We start from the raw sequence: 14,313 nt of genomic DNA, 5'->3' as shown, positions 1-14,313 counted from the left end.
CCGGTCCCCGCAGGGGGTGTACGCGTGCAGCGTGAAGCCCGTGGATACCGGCCCCGTACCGCCTCAGGCGGCGCCCCGAGCCGCGTAGGCGGTCGGCGGGACGCCCACCGTGGCGGTGAAGTCACGGACCAGATGGGCCTGGTCGGCATAGCCCAGCTCCGCGGCGATCCCCGCCCAGTCGGCTGCTCCGTCCGCCGCGGCACGTTCCAGGGCGTCGAGCAGCCGGTAGCGGAGGATGACCCATTTGGGACTCACTCCGACGTACGCCGCGAAGAGCCGCTGGAGTGCCCGGACCGAGAGCCCGCCCAACTCCGCGAGGCGGGCGGTTCGGCGCACCGTGCGGTCGTGGCAGGCGAGGGCGGCCAGCTCCACCGCGAGCGCGGCCTGCGGGTCGGGGCGCGGCTCCAGTGAGAGCAGCCAGGAGTCGACGGCGGCTGCGCGGCGGGCGTCGTCGCCCTCCTCGCCGAGGGCGGCGAGCGCCTCGGCGAGCGCCGGACCGGCGCCGGTGACCTCCTCCGCCGGGAGCCGGCGCCCGGTCCATTCCGAGACGGGCGCTCCGGGCGCGAACGGCCGGAAGCCACCCGGCCGGAACTGCACCCCGGCCACCCGTCCCGCACCTTCCAGCCGCTCGGCGTGCACCCGCAGCCCGACCCCCGACACCTCGCACCGGGACCGCCCGCCGCGCCACTGCAGTACGGCGTTGACCGACGGATGCGGCAGCACCCGCGCCTCGTACGGGGAGGGCAGGTCCCAGTCGATCAACCAGTAGTGCTCGACGTATGGCCGGAGCGCGGGCGCCGGCGGCAGACGCCGGAAGGAGGTGCGGCGCAGCAACGCCGAGGGATCGAGGATCCCCCGGGTGTCACCACGAGGCGCCGTGCCCCTGGAGGAACCGGGACCGCCGGGGGCGGGGGTGCGGGCGGCGCTGTCACCGGGCCGGTCCGGGGAGGTGGCGGCTGCGGGACTCACGGGGCGATCTTAGGACCGGGCCCCGGGCCGGTGTCGCGTTTCTTCAAGCCGGCGTGCCGCCCCGCCCCTAGCGTCGGAGGCATGACCACCACCTCACCCGCCACCGGCCACACCCCCATCGCCGTCCTCCTCGACGCCGCCGCCCGCCAGGCCGTACCCGTGGTGCGCGGCATCGCGGACGACGCGCTCACCGTGCCCACCCCGTGCGCCGACTACGACGTGCGCGCGCTGCTGGACCACTTGCACCACGTCGTCGTCCAGTTCCAGGAACTCGCCGCCAAGAAGGAAGCCGACTTCTCCACCACCCCGTCCACCGTGCGCCCGGACACCGACTGGCGCGCCGCGTTCGCCCGGGAGACCGGAGCACTGGTGGAGGCGTGGGCGGCACCCGGCGCGGAGGAGGGCACCAGCGGGCAGATGGGGCTGCCGGCGCGGACCGTCGCCCACATGGCGCTGCTCGACCTGACCGTCCATGCCTGGGACCTGGCCGCAGCCACCGGTCAGCCCTACGAGGCGGACCCGGTGGTCGTCGGCGAACTGGTCGGTGCGGTGGCGGCGATGGCCCCGCAGGCCCGCGAGTACGGCGTCTTCGGCCCCGAGGTGCCCCCGCCCGGGCACGCCACGGAACTGGATCGGGTACTCGCCCTGACGGGCCGGAACCCGCGCTGGAGGCCCTGAGCACCGAGACGCGCGCCCCGTCTCACTGCCAGGCCGTCTCGTCCATGGTCACCACCGCGGCGCCCGGCAGGACGACGTGGACGAAGAGCAGCCGTTGCCGGATGCCGGCGTCCAGGCCCTCGATGCGTTCCTGGAACGCGTCGATGATGTCCTCGTCATCAGTCCTCAGCTCGCCGTCCTCGTAGAGGCAGGGGTTGTCGGCCGCTTCCAGGACCACGCCCACGGTCTTGCCCTGATACGTGCCGAGCTTGTTGGTCACCCCGTTGACGAGTCCGGTGACCAGGTCCTGCACGGTCTTGCAGCCGCCGACCTTCAGGGTGTCGGCGACCACCGTGCAGGCGGCGTAGAAGCTCTTGTCGTCATGCCCGGTCGGTGAGGGGTGGCGGCCGTCGATCACGAAGTCGGGTTTGGCGGCCGTGCCCTCGACGGGCCAGGGCAGGATCTCCGTGTGTCCGGTCTGCCACAGGGCCTTGGCGACGATGAGTTCCAGGGCGGCGTTGTAGCAGGTGCCGTGCAGGGCGCTCGGCGGCCGGTAGCCCGGGTTCTCCATCAGTTTCTGGATGGCGGGTTTCTGCGCGGCCGCGGCGTCGATCAGGTCGAGATGCAGTCGGATGAGGATGCGCTTGGCCTCGGGGGCCAGGACGCCGGGGTCGAGCAGACTGGCGACCAGTTCCTTGCCCCGCTCGGTGATGGTGGCTCGCTGCTCGGTGGACAGCTTCTTGACCATGCCGTTCTCGGGACCGAGGGCGCCGTTGCCCTTCACGATGTCGTTGATCTCGCTGCTCCAGGGGCCGGGCCAGGCCGGTGTCGCCGTCGTCATGACTCATCAGCTCCCATCACTGTCGAGGGATACGTGGGAACCCTGGTCAGGAGCCCGGCATGCCCGTCGACACCCCCCCGGGTGCTCGGCATGCCCGCAGCGGTTCGATCCGCAGGGCGACTTGGTCGTGCGAGGTGTTGTGGCACGACGACCGTATGGCACGCCTACCGGCCAGGGAGAGCTATTCGACTCGAAATGGCCGAAGGTGACTCGATGGCAGAAAACGCCCGGCGTGCGCAGGTCGTTGCACGCTGGAGGCGTAGCGCGGGCGTGTCCTGAGGCGCCTTGGGCACCGGCTCGTCGGGCCGGGCGGGCGCCCGCGGCGGCTGAGCCGCCTGCTCAGCCGGTCGACCGAAGCGCTCGGCCGCAAGGGCGTACACGACTGCACGGGTGAGGCGTCGTCCCTCCGCACTGCGCGGGGCACGGCCCGCCCGCCTTCATACGGGCTCGGCGCGCCAATTGTTCAGTTCGCGAAACATTCCGGTCCTGTGATGCCCATCACATGTTCGATGGATCGAGAGAATGTCCGATCGGGCGGGAGTGGCCCCTTCCCGGGGCGTGGGGCCAGCGTTCCCGCAGGTCACGTATGGTGTCTGAGCGGTAACTTAGTGCTATGGTCTACTCCTGTGCGTGGTGATGTGATCACCTTGCGTCAAAATTTGGTCGGTAAGGGCATGCGCGTTTGCCCCCCGCGATCCGAAATCCTGCAGTCGAGGACCCAGAGCGGCGTCCTCCGCAGCGTCATCTCCCCTCGGCACAAGGCGAGTTGATGCTGCGTTGGCAGGAGAGGACCAGGTCCCGATGTCCGTGAACGATCTGTTCGTGCTGCTGGCGGCCGCCACCGCCGCGCGCGTCTTCCTCCCCGACGTCGTCGCGGGACTGCGCCGGGTGCTGCGCGCCGGCGCCCGGGTCGGCGTCGCCGAGCTGCTCAGCGCGCAGCCGGCACGTACCGCGGGCACCGAGGCCCTCGCCCCGGTGCCCGCCCGGGACGAGGAGGCATGACGATGGCCGTACCCGAGGACAGCAACACCCCCACCCCCTACACCCTCCCCACACCGCCCAAGGAACTGAACGCCTTGCAGGGCATCCACTACGAGATGCCGTCCGACCTGGACGCCTTCTACCGCATGTACGCCCGCCCCCAGCTGCGCTACGCCGCCACCGTGCTGGGCGACACGAAGGCCGCCCTCCAGGTCGTGCGCCGCCTCTACAACCACCTCGCCCTCAACTGGTCCATCGTCCTGCTCCAGGACGGGGGACCGGAGGCCTACGCCTGGCGCGTGCTGAAGATGCGCGTCGAGATGCATCTGCGCATGAACGTCGGGCCCTCCGCCGACGGGCGCAGCACCACCACCGCCGGAACCGCGCGAACCACCGCCGTCCACGACGCCGTCCGTGCCACGCTGGAACACATGCGCACGCAGCTGGCGGCCATCGACTCCCCCCTCGGCCTCTACACGGCCATCGCCACCCTGCCGGAGCGTCAGTTCGACGTCATTATCCTGCAATACGTCCTGGGCTACCCCTGCAAACAGGCCGCCAACATCATGGGCATCACCGCGGCCACCGCTCGGACCCACCGCCGCCTGGCCCGTAAGCGCATCGCCACCAAACTCGGCATAGACCTCGGTGACGACGAGGAGAAGGAGTAACACCGTGCCGCGCAGCATCGACGACTACCTCGACCAGGCCGCCCTCGCGGACACCGTCACCGACGCCGACCTCGACGCCCTGCACCGCGAGATCGTCCGCGACGTCACCGCCACCCTCATGTTCGGCGCGCGCCCCGCCCCCGAAGGCCATTACCCCACCGCCCTCGACGGCGCCGAACAAGCCCTGATAGCCCTGTCCGCCGAACTCATCCACAGCACCAAAGCCGCCGAACACCTCGCCCGCATCGCCGACGCCCCCTCCGACGCCGACGGCGCCCTCCACTTCGGCTGCCTCCTCAACCTCGCCCAGGAACCCGACAGCGCCCTGTGGTGGTGGCAGTTCGCCGCCGGCGCCGGCAATGCCACCGCCGCCTACTGCCTGCACCTCCACCACCTCCTGCGAGGCGAACTACGCGACGCCGACCACTGGGCCCACCAAGCCCTGGACCTCGACACCGACATCCATCTCACCCCCAGCACCCCGACCACCACCCCCTGCCCCGCCCACCCCGCCCCAGCCCTGCGCGAAGCCGTCGAACGCCTCAAGGTCGAAGAACTGGCCGGCGTCCCCTTCCACCACCCTGACCGCCGCCTCGCCGACCAGATCGAGGAACTCGCCGAAGCCTGCTGATCTTCCCCGCGGCCCCGGCGGCCCCGGCGGCGGGGAAGGGCGGGCCGAGCCCTGCCGCCCGCAGCTGGCAACGGGCCTCGGGCCCTGCGCCGGGGTCGGCGCCCTACGGAAGTATCCGTCGGCTCGGTCGACTCTGCCTGACGGGTCGGTGTCAGGAAGCTCGGCCGGCTTGGCCGCTCCGGCCCCTCCTGAGCGTCGGCAGGGCGGACGTGCCTCATGCCGCCGCGGGAGGACGCCGCTCGGTTCCCCCAGGCGCTCGGCGCTCGCCGCAGCGCGGGCACCGGCGCCCCCCGAGGACGCCGCGCGTTCGAACCGGCGGTGGGCGGGCGGCAGGCGGCACCGTCCGCCGCGGGTCAGCCGTTCTGCGGAGCGATCAGCCACGCCACGACGGTGCGCCACCGCTCGGGCTGGTCGGTGTCGCGCGGTCCCACGAGGTAGACCTCCTCGACGAGGTCCTGAGAGCGCAGGGCGTTGCGGGCGACGAAGGAGCCCACGGCGCCATAGGTCAGGTCGAGGTCGTCGTGCTGTCCCTGATGGGTGGCGACCGCGGCCCTCCGCCCCGGCAGGCGCAGCTCCCGCACCGTGCCCGGCGCATCCGCAGGCAGTGATGCTTCGGAGGGGAGGTACACGGTGGCACGGCCATGGCCCTCGGTGAACAGGGTGTGCTCGTACCGACCGCCCGGTGGGAGGACGGAGCGCTCTCCGGTTGCCGTGTCCAGGTCCCGCATGGCTTTGTCGTACCAGTCGAGGCCGGCTCCCTCCGGTACGTCGAGGGACACCGCCAGGACGCGCTGAGCGGGGAGTTCCTCCAGCGTCACCGCCCGCTCCGCCTCCGGGTCGAGGAGTTCCCGGAGTGCTTCGACGGCCCGTTGGGTGCGGCCGAGCCGGTCCTCGAGCCGGCGGAGGTGGGCCGCGACGACCTGCTGGGCGGTGCCGTCGTCCGGCCCGTCCGCGGACCCGGCGGCGAGGAAGCGCCGCAGGTCCGCCAGGGGGAGGTCCAGGTCGCGGAAGCGCTTGACGGTCAGCGCCGGCCGGATCTGCGTGGGGGAGTAGTAGCGGTAGCCGGTGTCCGGGTCGACCTCGGCGGGGACGAGCAGGTCCTGTTCGTGGTAGCGGCGGAGCATGCGAATGCTCAGGTGTGTGATGCGGGAGAACTCTCCGATCGTCAGTCTGTGCGTCATGGTGCGCTCCTCCTCGTGGGCGGCCCGTCGTCCGGCCGCGCGTCGTCAGGGGTGATGGTCAGCACGGTGATCTTCCCCCGTGCGTCGCGTTCGAAGGCGAAGCGGAGGGTGACCGGGCTGCCGGGGAAGTCCCCGCAGACCTGCGCGACGGCTCGGCAGACGGCAGGGGTGCCGGCCACCTCCAGCAGGTCGTACTCGACGTTCGGCGTCCCCTCGCGCCAACGGCGCACGTCCGCGAGCCCTCTGAGGCTGCGCCCGTCGTCGTGCACGGTGGCGTCGTCGTGGAACAGAGCGACGTAGCGCTCGCGGTCGGGACCCGTCGCCGCGGCGACGTACTCCTCGACGAAGGCACGGATGTCTTGCACGGCTGTCTCCCATGTCGTGACGGTGGATGTTTCACACGGTGCGGATGGTGCCGCCGTCGACCACGTGCTCGGCTCCGGTGATGCCACTGGCCCGGTCCGAGACCAGGAACGCGATCGTCTCGGCGACCTCTTCGGGCTCCGCGGGCCGTCCCAGCGGGATGCCGCCCAGTACCCGCATCAGCTCGCCGAGCGCGGCCTCGCGGGTGATGCCTCCCTCACTCATCCGGCGTGCCAGGAGGCCCTCCGCGCCGTCGGTGCGGATGAAGCCGGGAGCGACCGAGTTGACCCGGACACCCCTCGGGGCCACCTCGTTGGCGAGACCCTTGCTGTACGTCGTCAGAGCACTCTTGGCCGCTGCGTAGGCCAGGGTCGAGTCGTGCAGCGGCATGCGGCGCTGGATGGAGGTCACGTGCACGACCGCGCCTGAACCACGAGCCACCATGCCGGGGACGATCGCGCGGTCCAGGCGGACCGCGGGCAGGAGGTTGAGTGACAGTTCCTGCGCCCACCGTTCGTCGTCGAGCGCCGCGTATCCACCGGCCGGAGAGCGGGAGCCGCCCACCACATGCACCAGTATGTCCGGCACGCCGACCAGCTGGGCCACGGCTTCCGACGACGTCGTGACGCCCTCGGGTGTGCTCAGGTCGGCGGGCACGAAGACCACGTCGGCCGTTTCCGGAGCCGTACGGGCGATGGTGACGACCCTCGCCCCCGCCCGCCTCAGCAGCCGTGCCGTCGCCAGCCCGGCTCCCTTGCTGCCACCCGCCACCACGGCGACGCGTCCGTCGAGATCATTGCTGTTCATGTCCGCCAGCGTGGGCCCTCTCCCGGGGGGAGACTCAAGTCCGCCCGCCGCACCCGCTCGCGCTGCCGGTCACGGCTTCGGCACGAGGCACACACCGTTCACCCGCCCATGTGCTGCGGCACGGAGGGAGCCCCCAGGGGTGTGCGGAACTCGGCAGAGGTGTACAGCCGACCCGGTGGGACCCGTGCTCGACACGGCCCGGGGTCCTGGTCGGCGTCAGGTGGTGGACTTCTCCTTGAGCTTCCGGGAGAACGCCGTCGCGGACGCGCGCGACGCCTGTTCCACGATGCTGATGCCGACCTCCTGGGTGCTGCAGCCGTCGAGAAGTACCGCCATCAGATAGACGCGGCCCTCGTGCTCTATGCGACCGATGCTGTTGACGTCCCACTTCTCGGTCTGAGTCCGCTTGAGCCACCCGTTCTTCAGTGCGGTCGTGCCCGAGTCGGCCGCCGCGGACACGCCCCAGGCCTGGCTTCTCACGACGTGCCGCATCAGATCCTGGATGTAGGCACGCGACGCCTCGCTCAGGGGAGACTTGTCGCCGAACACGGACTGGAGCAGGCGTATCTGATCCTCCGCCGTGGTTTGGGTGATACCCCAGACGGTCCCCGCACCGCCCCGTGTCCGAGACAGGCCGAGCCGTTCGTTGGCGGCGTCGAGCCCGGTGGCGCTGCCTATCCGGGTCCACAGGGCGCTGGTGGAGTCGTTGTCGCTCTTCTGGATCACGGCAGCGGACTGGAGGCGCTCCTCGGCGCTCAGACTCCGCCCCTGGTCCTGGGCCTGGAGCAGCAGGGCCGCCAGGATGTTCACCTTCACGATGCTGGCGGTGTCGAAGGCGTCGTGTCCGTACGTCGCCATGGCGCCGCTGTCGACGTCCAGCATCGCCACGGACATCCGGTTGTCGCCGAAGAGCGCGGTCACGGGGGCCAGAGCCGGTCCGAGATCGAACGGCTTCTGCGTCGTGGTGGGCGACGGCAGCGGTTCCGCTGCGTCCGCGGGCGCCTCGCCTGCCTTCGCCCGGGCCGAACCGGCCGGTGGGGAGGGAGCCTTCGCCCGGGCGGACGCGGACGACTCACCGGAGTCGCTCCCGGTGAGGGCATGGACGGTGACGCCGATGAGGATCACGGCCGATGCCACGGCCCACGTCGTGCGGCGTCGTCTGGCCTTGCGGCGACGTCGTTGCTCCCGGCGGGAGCGGCCGCGTCGCCGAGCAGGTGGGTTCGCATCCACGGACGAGATCATAATCGAATCGAAGTTCGAGACCGCCAGGTTTCTGGGCCACCGATGCGGTGAAACACCCGCTCGCTCCCCGGTACCGTCGACGGCCCACATCCGGAACCGGTCGCAGAGGCCCCGCGTCTCGCCGGAACGTGATCGGCGATCAGTGACCGCCGGGTCCCCGAGGAGGGTTTCCTGGTCCACGGCCTGGATCTCGCCGCCTCGGTGGTGGTGTTCTCGCTGAGTACCCCGCTCGCCCTGACGATCGGCCCGGTGGCCATGTGGGGCTGGCTCGTCCTGGTCCCGGTCGAGGTTCTGCTGGGACGCTGGGCGAACGCCCTGCGTCGCCCGCACCGTCTCACCCGCCCGCCTGGTGAGTGACCGACGCCCCGCTTCCTCCGCCGGCGGCGCCGCTCAGCCCTGATGTCGCTGTGACCGGGTGAAAACTCGGCTGCGGGAGCTCCCCGCATCCCTTTAGGCTTCCGCCGCGGGGCCGGTGGTGCCCGGCGGTCGGTGGATCGGAGAGGCACGGGATCATGACTTCTCAACTGCTGGCGGTCTGCCTCGGCGCGAGTCGACCGCTGCGTCTGGCCCGGTTCTGGTCCGGGCTACTGGGCTGGGAGCTGGACGACCGTCCCCGGGACGGCGTCGTACTGTTGCCCACGGATGGGACCGGGTTCCGGATCCGTGTCGCTCCGAGCCGGGAGCAGAAGGTCGGGCAGAACCGGATGCACTTCGATCTGACGAGTGCGTCCCTGGAGGATCAACAGCAGACGGTGGCCAGGGCACTGGCGCTCGGCGGGCAGCACATCGACGTCGGCCAGAGCCCTCAGGACGAGCACGTGGTACTCGCCGACCCCGAGGGCAACGAGTTCTGCGTCATCGAGCCGGGCAACACGTTCCTTGCCGACTGTGGTTTCATCGGAGCGCTGGCCTGCGACGGTTCCCAGGCGGTCGGGTACTTCTGGAGCGAGGCGCTTGGGTGGCCGTTGGTCTGGGACCAGGACCAGGAGACCGCGATCCGCTCACCGCACGGCGGTCCGAAGTTCACGTGGGGCGGTCCGCCGGTGGCGCCCAAGAGCGGCAGGAACCGGCTGCATTTCGACCTCGCCCCGCCCGCCCACGCTGACCCGCAGGCAGAGGTCGAGCGCCTCGTTTCCCTCGGGGCGACTCGCCATGACACCGACCGGGGCGAGGCCGGCTGGGTAGCGATGACGGATCCCGACGGGAACGAGTTCCGCGTACAGCACTCGGATAGCGCGACGACAGACTGCAGTCACGACCGACCTGGTCGAGGAGTCGGACGTCGGGATGAAGCGGCTCCCGGCGAACCGAGGCAGGCGCGCGCAGGCCGGGAAGGGGCGTGCGCGACAGGTGGCTCACGGCGCGTGCGGCGATGCGGGCCGAGCCCGCGATCTCGCGTTCCAGCGGGCCAGGGTTCGGGGGGTTGTCGCGACAGATCGGTGCCTGGTTCTGGTGGCGTCGCAGCTCACCGCGCGTTCCTCCTTCGAGTCGTACGCCGCGTCGTGGGCCTCGGCGCTGCGCGCCCCGAAGGGGTGATGTTCTTCGGGGCGCGCGGCAGGCCTTCGGGTTCAGGCGTTGTAGCCGCCGTGGGCGTCCAGTACCGCGCCCGTGACGTACGACGCTGAGGGGCTCGCCAGGAAGGCGATCGCTGCGGCGATTTCGTCGGGGTGCCCCATGCGTTGCAGGGACAGTGAGCTGACGAGGGTCTTGAGGGTCTCGGGGTCCGGCGGTTCCATGCCGCCCTCCATCAGTCCGGCCTCCACGACGCTGGCCGTGATGTTCCGGGGCCCGAGGTCGCGTGCGACGCCCATGGTGTACCGCTCGATCCCTGACTTGGTCGCCGCGTAGTCGGCAAGGCCGGGGGCTCCGACCCGGGACCCCAGCCCGGAACTCACCGTGACGATACGGCCGCCCGTGCGCAGCACTCGGGAGGCGGCCCGGATGACGGCGATCACACCCAGGTAGTTGGTGGCGTGCATCCGGTCCAGTGCGGCGGTGTCGGCGTCCGGGTCGTCCACCGCGCCGGCTACGGAGATCGCCGCGTTGTTGACGAGGATGTCCAGGCCGCCGAAGTGCGCGACGACGTCGTCGATCAACGCCGGTGCCCGGCTCGTGTCCGCCTGGTCGGACTGGAAGGCGACGGCCTTGGCTCCCTTGCCGTGGACCTCGTCGACGACGGCTTGCGCCTGCTGCTCGGAGTTGACGTAGGTGAAGGCGACGTCGGCGCCCTGTTCGGCCAGCAGTCGTACGGTGGCGGCGCCGAGTCCGCGCGACCCCCCGGTGACCAGGGCGACCTTGCCCGTGAGTGGCTTGCTCAATCTTCTCACCTCGTTGATTGACTCTCCCTGACAGTCGGAACATTAATTGTTACGACCGGCTGTTGCAACCGTACCTGTTACGACTGTGCTGTCGTAACATGAAGCGTTGCGGCCGAGAGGAGCAGTTCATGAGCGCCAACAGCAGGCTGACCATCGCCGCCCATGCGCTGGCCTGGATCGGCCTCTACCAGCGCCAGGGCCATGAGGTCGCCACCTCCGAGCAGATCGCGACCAGCGCGAACACCAACCCCGTCGTGATCAGGCGGCTGCTCGGCGACCTGCGCAGGGCAGGGCTCGTCGAGAGCCGGCGGGGCGTGGGCGCGGGCTGGTCGCTGGCACGCGAGCTGGAGTCGATGACCCTGCTCGACGTGTACGAGGCAGTGGAACCCGGCCCGCTCTTCGCCATGCACCGCACCACCCCCGACCAGGAATGCGTGGTGGGTTACGGCATCCAGCCGGCGATGCAGGCCATCTACGAGGGCGTCGAGGAGACCCTGAGGCATGAGCTGGCCCGCGTCACGCTCGAGAACGTGCTCCGGGATGTACTCGCAGCACCTCGCTAGCCTCTCCGTTGCGTCATTCCGCGCTCCAAGAACAGCTTGTCGGTCCCACCTACCATGACCGGGCTGACTTCCAGGGCCTGTTGCTCAACGGTCGCCAGTCAGGTGGCAGGCGTCGGGGCGGCAGACCACCGTCAGCGGCGTCCGTCACGCTGGCGCAGATGCCCTGGTACTCCTGGCCGAAAAGGTCCGTCAGACGCCTCGTACGTGCCCCTGGGAGGTCAGAATTCGTTGGTCGAGAGGGGGGTCGGAGCGGGAAGCTGCATGCGTGATCGAGCGAGAAGCCGCCGTTCGGGCCGTTGAGGAACAACTGGAACGCGACTGTCAGAGGTGGCGGGCCGAGGGAGCGGAGGCACTGCGTATGACCGTGGTGGACGTCGAGGAGCACGAACTGGTGTGGATCGTCTCCTGGACCTCCGAGGAGTTCGTGCGCACTCGAGATCCGGAGTTCATGCTCGCAGGCAACGGGCCGTACCTGGTAGACCGTGTCGACGGGGGACTGCATCGGGTCGGCGTCGTCTCCGCGATGACCGGGGAGTGGGAGGACGACTACCGAGCCCGGATACGGGGGCTCCCGGTGCGCACCGCAGTGGACGAGCTGCACGACGCGCTCCGCGAATGCGCGACAGGTCACGGACGCTTGCACGCTGCGCGGACACTACGCCGGAAGCTGCCGATCTTCTCGCCTGCGGAGGCCATCGCATACGTGAGCACCCTGCTGGACGGTGATGCGCCCGCGCGTCTCGTGGCCCTCGCCACCAAAGAGCTCGTGGAGCCTCTCGACCCGGTCCTTGCGGTGGAGACGATTCTGAGCGGGGCGAAGTCCCGGGCCGGTCAGAGACCCGAGGGGTGACGGGAAAGCCGGTCGGCATGCCGATCGCGCACTCGGTCCGGTTCCTGGGACGTGGCGCGGAAGACGTCGACGCCACCGTCGCGCGGTGGTGAATGCGCTGCACCCGGTGTCGGTGATGAGGACGCCCGCCACCTTGTCGTTGGCGATGTCTCGGAGCCGCTCGTCGATGCGGCCACGCCGCCAGGCCCCTCGGGCGTCGTGCCGCCGCGCGGCGCGGCCTCGTCCGCGTCCGCTACGGCTGTCGGCGGCAGGTTCTCGCTCGGTGGACGCCGTTGTGTCGCTCTTCGGGACCGGTGGCGAGGGGCCAGCTGTCAGGGGTTTGCCCAGGCGCTCGGAGCCTTGGTCAACGCAGATACATCGGCGGGCAGGTTCGATGAGGCGACGTCGGCGAGCGATACGCCCTCGAGGATCTCGCGGACGTTGGACCGCAGGGCGATCCACAGGGGGAGCAGCGACTCGGCGGGGCCGGTGTAGGACAACTCCGGGGGGCGGACTCCGCGTACCGAGACCAGTGGTCCGTCCACGGTGCGGATGACGTCGGCGATGCTGATGGACTCGGCCGGCCTGGACAGTCGGTACCCGCCGTTACCGCCACGCTGACTGAGAACGAGGCCGCCCCGGCGCATGTCGTTGAGAATGCTTTCGAGGAATTTGTGCGGAATGTTCTGAGCGTCGGCGATGGCTTCGGCTTTGAGGGGCGCGTCGTCTCGTGACGCGGCGAGCTGCAGTGCGGCACGTACCGCGTAGTCCGCTCTGGCTGAGATCCGCATGTGCCCATTATCCCGTAGAGCCTCGGCCGGTGTCCGGTGCGGGCGGGTTGCCGGGCAGAGGCGGGTGCCCTGCCCGGCGACCCGCGAGGGTCAGGCTGCGGCCGGGGTGTAGTGGGCGGCGTCGTCACCCTCGATGACGTGGCTGAGCGTGCCGTCGACTCCGGCCGGGGCGTCACCGGCGACCGTCACACGGTGCAGCAGGCGCGGAACGTCGCCGTAGTCGTCGGGGGCGTAGTGCTGGGTGATGCGGTTGTCGAACAGGACGAGATCGCCGGGCGTCCAGGCCACCCGCACGATGTTCTCGGGGCGGGTGACGTACGACTGGAAGATGCGCAGCAGGTCGCGGGAGTCGGAGGGGCCGAGGCCGATGATGCTCTGGGCGAAGCCGCCGATGAACAGGCCGCGCTCCCCGGTCTCGGGGTGGACGCGGACGACCGGGTGGGCGGTGCGGTACTTCCGGGAGACGAACCGCCTGCGGTGCTCGGCCGCCTTCTCACTCCTGGGGGCGGCGTAGTCGTAGTCGTTGGTGTGCACCGCCCACAGCTTGTCGGCCAACTCGCGCAACGGCTCGGGCAGGTCCCGGTACGCGGCGGCCGCGTTGGCGATGAGGGTGTCGCCGCCATAGGGCGGGATCACGATGCTGCGCAGTGGGGACGCCTTCGGGGGCGTCCGGACGAAGGTGACGTCCGTATGCCAGTGGTTGGCGCGGATGCCCTCGTTACCGTCGACCGGCAGGATCTGCGGCTGGCCGTCGACGGAAGGCACGGTGGGGTGCGCGGTGGTCAGCTCGCCGAAGAGGGAGGCGAAGCGGAGCTGGCCCGCGTCGTCGAGGCCCTGGTCGCGGAAGACGAGCGCCTTGTGTTCCAGAAGAGCGGAGTTGATCTCGGTGACGATGGCGGGGTCCAGGGCGACTGAGAGGTCCACACCGAGGATCTCGGCGCCGATACGGCCGCCCATCCTGCGGATGTCGAAGCCGGTGCTGGTGGTCATGCGTGGGTGTTCCTTCCAGGGAAGTGATCACGGGGAGGTGATCGGTCGGGAGGTCGTCAGGAAGTGAGGCGGAAGGGCTGGTCGCGGGGTGCGGCGTGGGGCCCCAGCCGGTGTGCAGGCGTTTGACCACGCCGCAGATCTCGCCGCTCGTGAGGGCCGCGGCGCCGCAAGCTCTGCTCGTACGACAGGACTTCACCTTGACTGCGGCGATGACGTCCCCGCGACGCTGCCGGCGGGGCTCGGGCTCGGGGCTCGGGCTCGGGGCTCGGGGCGCCGGTGGGCCGGAGCCCGGCTTCGCCCGCTGCGTCACCAGGCGCCCGGTACCGGGGCGGACGCCCGGCGGGCGGGCGAAAGGGAGCGTGGGGGACAGGCGCCCGTCAGCGCGAGTGGCCGACGGCACAGATGGCGCTGGCCTGGCGTCGCAGATCGACGTGCAGGCGCGCGGCGAGGTTCTCGGACTTGCTCACAGCAGAAGATTT

The 14,313-nt window shown here is 70.6% G+C and carries 17 protein-coding genes and 1 pseudogene; 8 read left to right on the top strand and 10 right to left on the bottom strand.

Features of this window, described 5'->3' with window-relative positions; all coding sequences use genetic code 11:
* Positions 1-63: 63 nt before the first annotated feature.
* Positions 64-852 carry a helix-turn-helix domain-containing protein gene (locus ACGF5T_RS17085; protein ID WP_366767090.1) on the bottom strand — a complete coding sequence of 263 codons (789 nt, stop codon included), beginning with the start codon at positions 850-852 and terminating at the stop codon, positions 64-66.
* Between the two features lie 198 nt (positions 853-1,050).
* On the opposite strand from ACGF5T_RS17085, the gene ACGF5T_RS17080 reads away from it, so the two are divergent.
* A complete protein-coding gene (locus ACGF5T_RS17080; protein ID WP_366767026.1) occupies positions 1,051-1,647 on the top strand; it encodes a TIGR03086 family metal-binding protein in 597 nt (198 codons plus the stop codon).
* 22 nt (positions 1,648-1,669) lie between these two features.
* On the opposite strand, the gene ACGF5T_RS17075 is transcribed toward ACGF5T_RS17080, so the two are convergent.
* Entirely contained in the window at positions 1,670-2,467 is a 798-nt protein-coding gene (locus tag ACGF5T_RS17075) for a hypothetical protein (protein ID WP_366767025.1), read from the bottom strand.
* Between the two features lie 801 nt (positions 2,468-3,268).
* Here ACGF5T_RS17075 and ACGF5T_RS17070 point away from each other — a divergent pair.
* From ACGF5T_RS17070 to ACGF5T_RS17060, 3 genes are read left to right on the top strand one after another with little or no spacing between them, the layout of a single operon-like run.
* A complete protein-coding gene (locus tag ACGF5T_RS17070; RefSeq protein WP_361013453.1) occupies positions 3,269-3,469 on the top strand; it encodes a hypothetical protein in 201 nt (66 codons plus the stop codon).
* Positions 3,466-4,119 (top strand): sigma-70 family RNA polymerase sigma factor, encoded by a 654-nt coding sequence (locus ACGF5T_RS17065; RefSeq protein WP_356609981.1) that lies wholly within the window; start codon positions 3,466-3,468, stop codon positions 4,117-4,119. Before ACGF5T_RS17070 ends, ACGF5T_RS17065 begins: the two co-directional genes overlap by 4 nt.
* Positions 4,120-4,123: 4 nt before the next feature.
* The gene (locus tag ACGF5T_RS17060; RefSeq protein WP_356609979.1) at positions 4,124-4,750 is read left to right on the top strand and encodes a hypothetical protein; all 627 of its coding nucleotides are present in this window, start codon (positions 4,124-4,126) and stop codon (positions 4,748-4,750) included.
* Positions 4,751-5,103: 353 nt separating this feature from the next.
* On the opposite strand, the gene ACGF5T_RS17055 is transcribed toward ACGF5T_RS17060, so the two are convergent.
* The 4 genes from ACGF5T_RS17055 to ACGF5T_RS17040 form a co-directional block, all read right to left on the bottom strand.
* Positions 5,104-5,931, bottom strand: a complete 828-nt coding sequence (locus tag ACGF5T_RS17055) for a MerR family transcriptional regulator (RefSeq protein WP_361013460.1) — start codon at positions 5,929-5,931, stop codon at positions 5,104-5,106.
* Positions 5,928-6,296 carry a nuclear transport factor 2 family protein gene (locus ACGF5T_RS17050; protein WP_356609975.1) on the bottom strand — a complete coding sequence of 123 codons (369 nt, stop codon included), beginning with the start codon at positions 6,294-6,296 and terminating at the stop codon, positions 5,928-5,930. The genes ACGF5T_RS17055 and ACGF5T_RS17050 overlap by 4 nt, the downstream gene beginning before the upstream one ends.
* A gap of 31 nt (positions 6,297-6,327) precedes the next feature.
* Positions 6,328-7,101, bottom strand: a complete 774-nt coding sequence (locus ACGF5T_RS17045) for an SDR family oxidoreductase (protein WP_356609973.1) — start codon at positions 7,099-7,101, stop codon at positions 6,328-6,330.
* A 216-nt stretch (positions 7,102-7,317) separates the two neighbouring features.
* The gene (locus ACGF5T_RS17040; protein WP_361013464.1) at positions 7,318-8,331 is read right to left on the bottom strand and encodes a serine hydrolase; all 1,014 of its coding nucleotides are present in this window, start codon (positions 8,329-8,331) and stop codon (positions 7,318-7,320) included.
* 219 nt (positions 8,332-8,550) lie between these two features.
* On the opposite strand from ACGF5T_RS17040, the gene ACGF5T_RS17035 reads away from it, so the two are divergent.
* Both ACGF5T_RS17035 and ACGF5T_RS17030 read left to right on the top strand, forming a co-directional pair.
* On the top strand, positions 8,551-8,700 hold the full coding sequence (locus tag ACGF5T_RS17035; RefSeq protein WP_361013467.1) for a hypothetical protein: 150 nt from the start codon (positions 8,551-8,553) through the stop codon (positions 8,698-8,700).
* A 155-nt stretch (positions 8,701-8,855) separates the two neighbouring features.
* A pseudogene (locus ACGF5T_RS17030) lies at positions 8,856-9,566 on the top strand (VOC family protein); the annotation flags it as partial.
* Positions 9,567-9,911: 345 nt separating this feature from the next.
* Here the strand turns inward: ACGF5T_RS17030 and ACGF5T_RS17025 are convergent.
* The gene (locus tag ACGF5T_RS17025; RefSeq protein ID WP_366767024.1) at positions 9,912-10,670 is read right to left on the bottom strand and encodes an SDR family oxidoreductase; all 759 of its coding nucleotides are present in this window, start codon (positions 10,668-10,670) and stop codon (positions 9,912-9,914) included.
* Between the two features lie 119 nt (positions 10,671-10,789).
* Here ACGF5T_RS17025 and ACGF5T_RS17020 point away from each other — a divergent pair, with 119 nt between their 5' ends.
* Together ACGF5T_RS17020 and ACGF5T_RS17015 are read left to right on the top strand one after the other, a co-directional pair.
* Entirely contained in the window at positions 10,790-11,224 is a 435-nt protein-coding gene (locus ACGF5T_RS17020; protein ID WP_356609963.1) for an Rrf2 family transcriptional regulator, read from the top strand.
* A gap of 265 nt (positions 11,225-11,489) precedes the next feature.
* Entirely contained in the window at positions 11,490-12,074 is a 585-nt protein-coding gene (locus ACGF5T_RS17015; protein ID WP_361013474.1) for a YrhB domain-containing protein, read from the top strand.
* 311 nt (positions 12,075-12,385) lie between these two features.
* Here the strand turns inward: ACGF5T_RS17015 and ACGF5T_RS17010 are convergent, their stop codons facing one another.
* From ACGF5T_RS17010 to ACGF5T_RS17000, 3 genes are all read right to left on the bottom strand, one after another.
* Positions 12,386-12,844 carry an Rrf2 family transcriptional regulator gene (locus ACGF5T_RS17010; protein ID WP_361013477.1) on the bottom strand — a complete coding sequence of 153 codons (459 nt, stop codon included), beginning with the start codon at positions 12,842-12,844 and terminating at the stop codon, positions 12,386-12,388.
* Between the two features lie 90 nt (positions 12,845-12,934).
* Positions 12,935-13,834 carry a TauD/TfdA family dioxygenase gene (locus ACGF5T_RS17005; RefSeq protein ID WP_366767023.1) on the bottom strand — a complete coding sequence of 300 codons (900 nt, stop codon included), beginning with the start codon at positions 13,832-13,834 and terminating at the stop codon, positions 12,935-12,937.
* A 377-nt stretch (positions 13,835-14,211) separates the two neighbouring features.
* Positions 14,212-14,301, bottom strand: a complete 90-nt coding sequence (locus ACGF5T_RS17000; protein WP_356609955.1) for a putative leader peptide — start codon at positions 14,299-14,301, stop codon at positions 14,212-14,214.
* Between the last annotated feature and the right edge of the window lie 12 nt (positions 14,302-14,313).

Source organism: Streptomyces sp. NPDC047853, from assembly GCF_043204535.1.
Taxonomy (GTDB): domain Bacteria; phylum Actinomycetota; class Actinomycetes; order Streptomycetales; family Streptomycetaceae; genus Streptomyces.
The sequence above is the reverse complement of the archived record's forward strand: the minus strand, read 5'-3'. Positions and strand labels throughout refer to the sequence as shown.

What these genes read in the sequence shown, in the direction of transcription:
- ACGF5T_RS17055 (WP_361013460.1), bottom strand. Translation starts at nt 5,931, where the DNA reads ATGACGCACAGACTGACGATCGGAGAGTTCTCCCGCATCACACACCTG.
- ACGF5T_RS17005 (WP_366767023.1), bottom strand. Translation starts at nt 13,834, where the DNA reads ATGACCACCAGCACCGGCTTCGACATCCGCAGGATGGGCGGCCGTATC.
- ACGF5T_RS17070 (WP_361013453.1), top strand. Translation starts at nt 3,269, where the DNA reads ATGTCCGTGAACGATCTGTTCGTGCTGCTGGCGGCCGCCACCGCCGCG.
- ACGF5T_RS17065 (WP_356609981.1), top strand. Translation starts at nt 3,466, where the DNA reads ATGACGATGGCCGTACCCGAGGACAGCAACACCCCCACCCCCTACACC.
- ACGF5T_RS17080 (WP_366767026.1), top strand. Translation starts at nt 1,051, where the DNA reads ATGACCACCACCTCACCCGCCACCGGCCACACCCCCATCGCCGTCCTC.
- ACGF5T_RS17075 (WP_366767025.1), bottom strand. Translation starts at nt 2,467, where the DNA reads ATGACGACGGCGACACCGGCCTGGCCCGGCCCCTGGAGCAGCGAGATC.
- ACGF5T_RS17045 (WP_356609973.1), bottom strand. Translation starts at nt 7,101, where the DNA reads ATGAACAGCAATGATCTCGACGGACGCGTCGCCGTGGTGGCGGGTGGC.
- ACGF5T_RS17010 (WP_361013477.1), bottom strand. Translation starts at nt 12,844, where the DNA reads ATGCGGATCTCAGCCAGAGCGGACTACGCGGTACGTGCCGCACTGCAG.
- ACGF5T_RS17020 (WP_356609963.1), top strand. Translation starts at nt 10,790, where the DNA reads ATGAGCGCCAACAGCAGGCTGACCATCGCCGCCCATGCGCTGGCCTGG.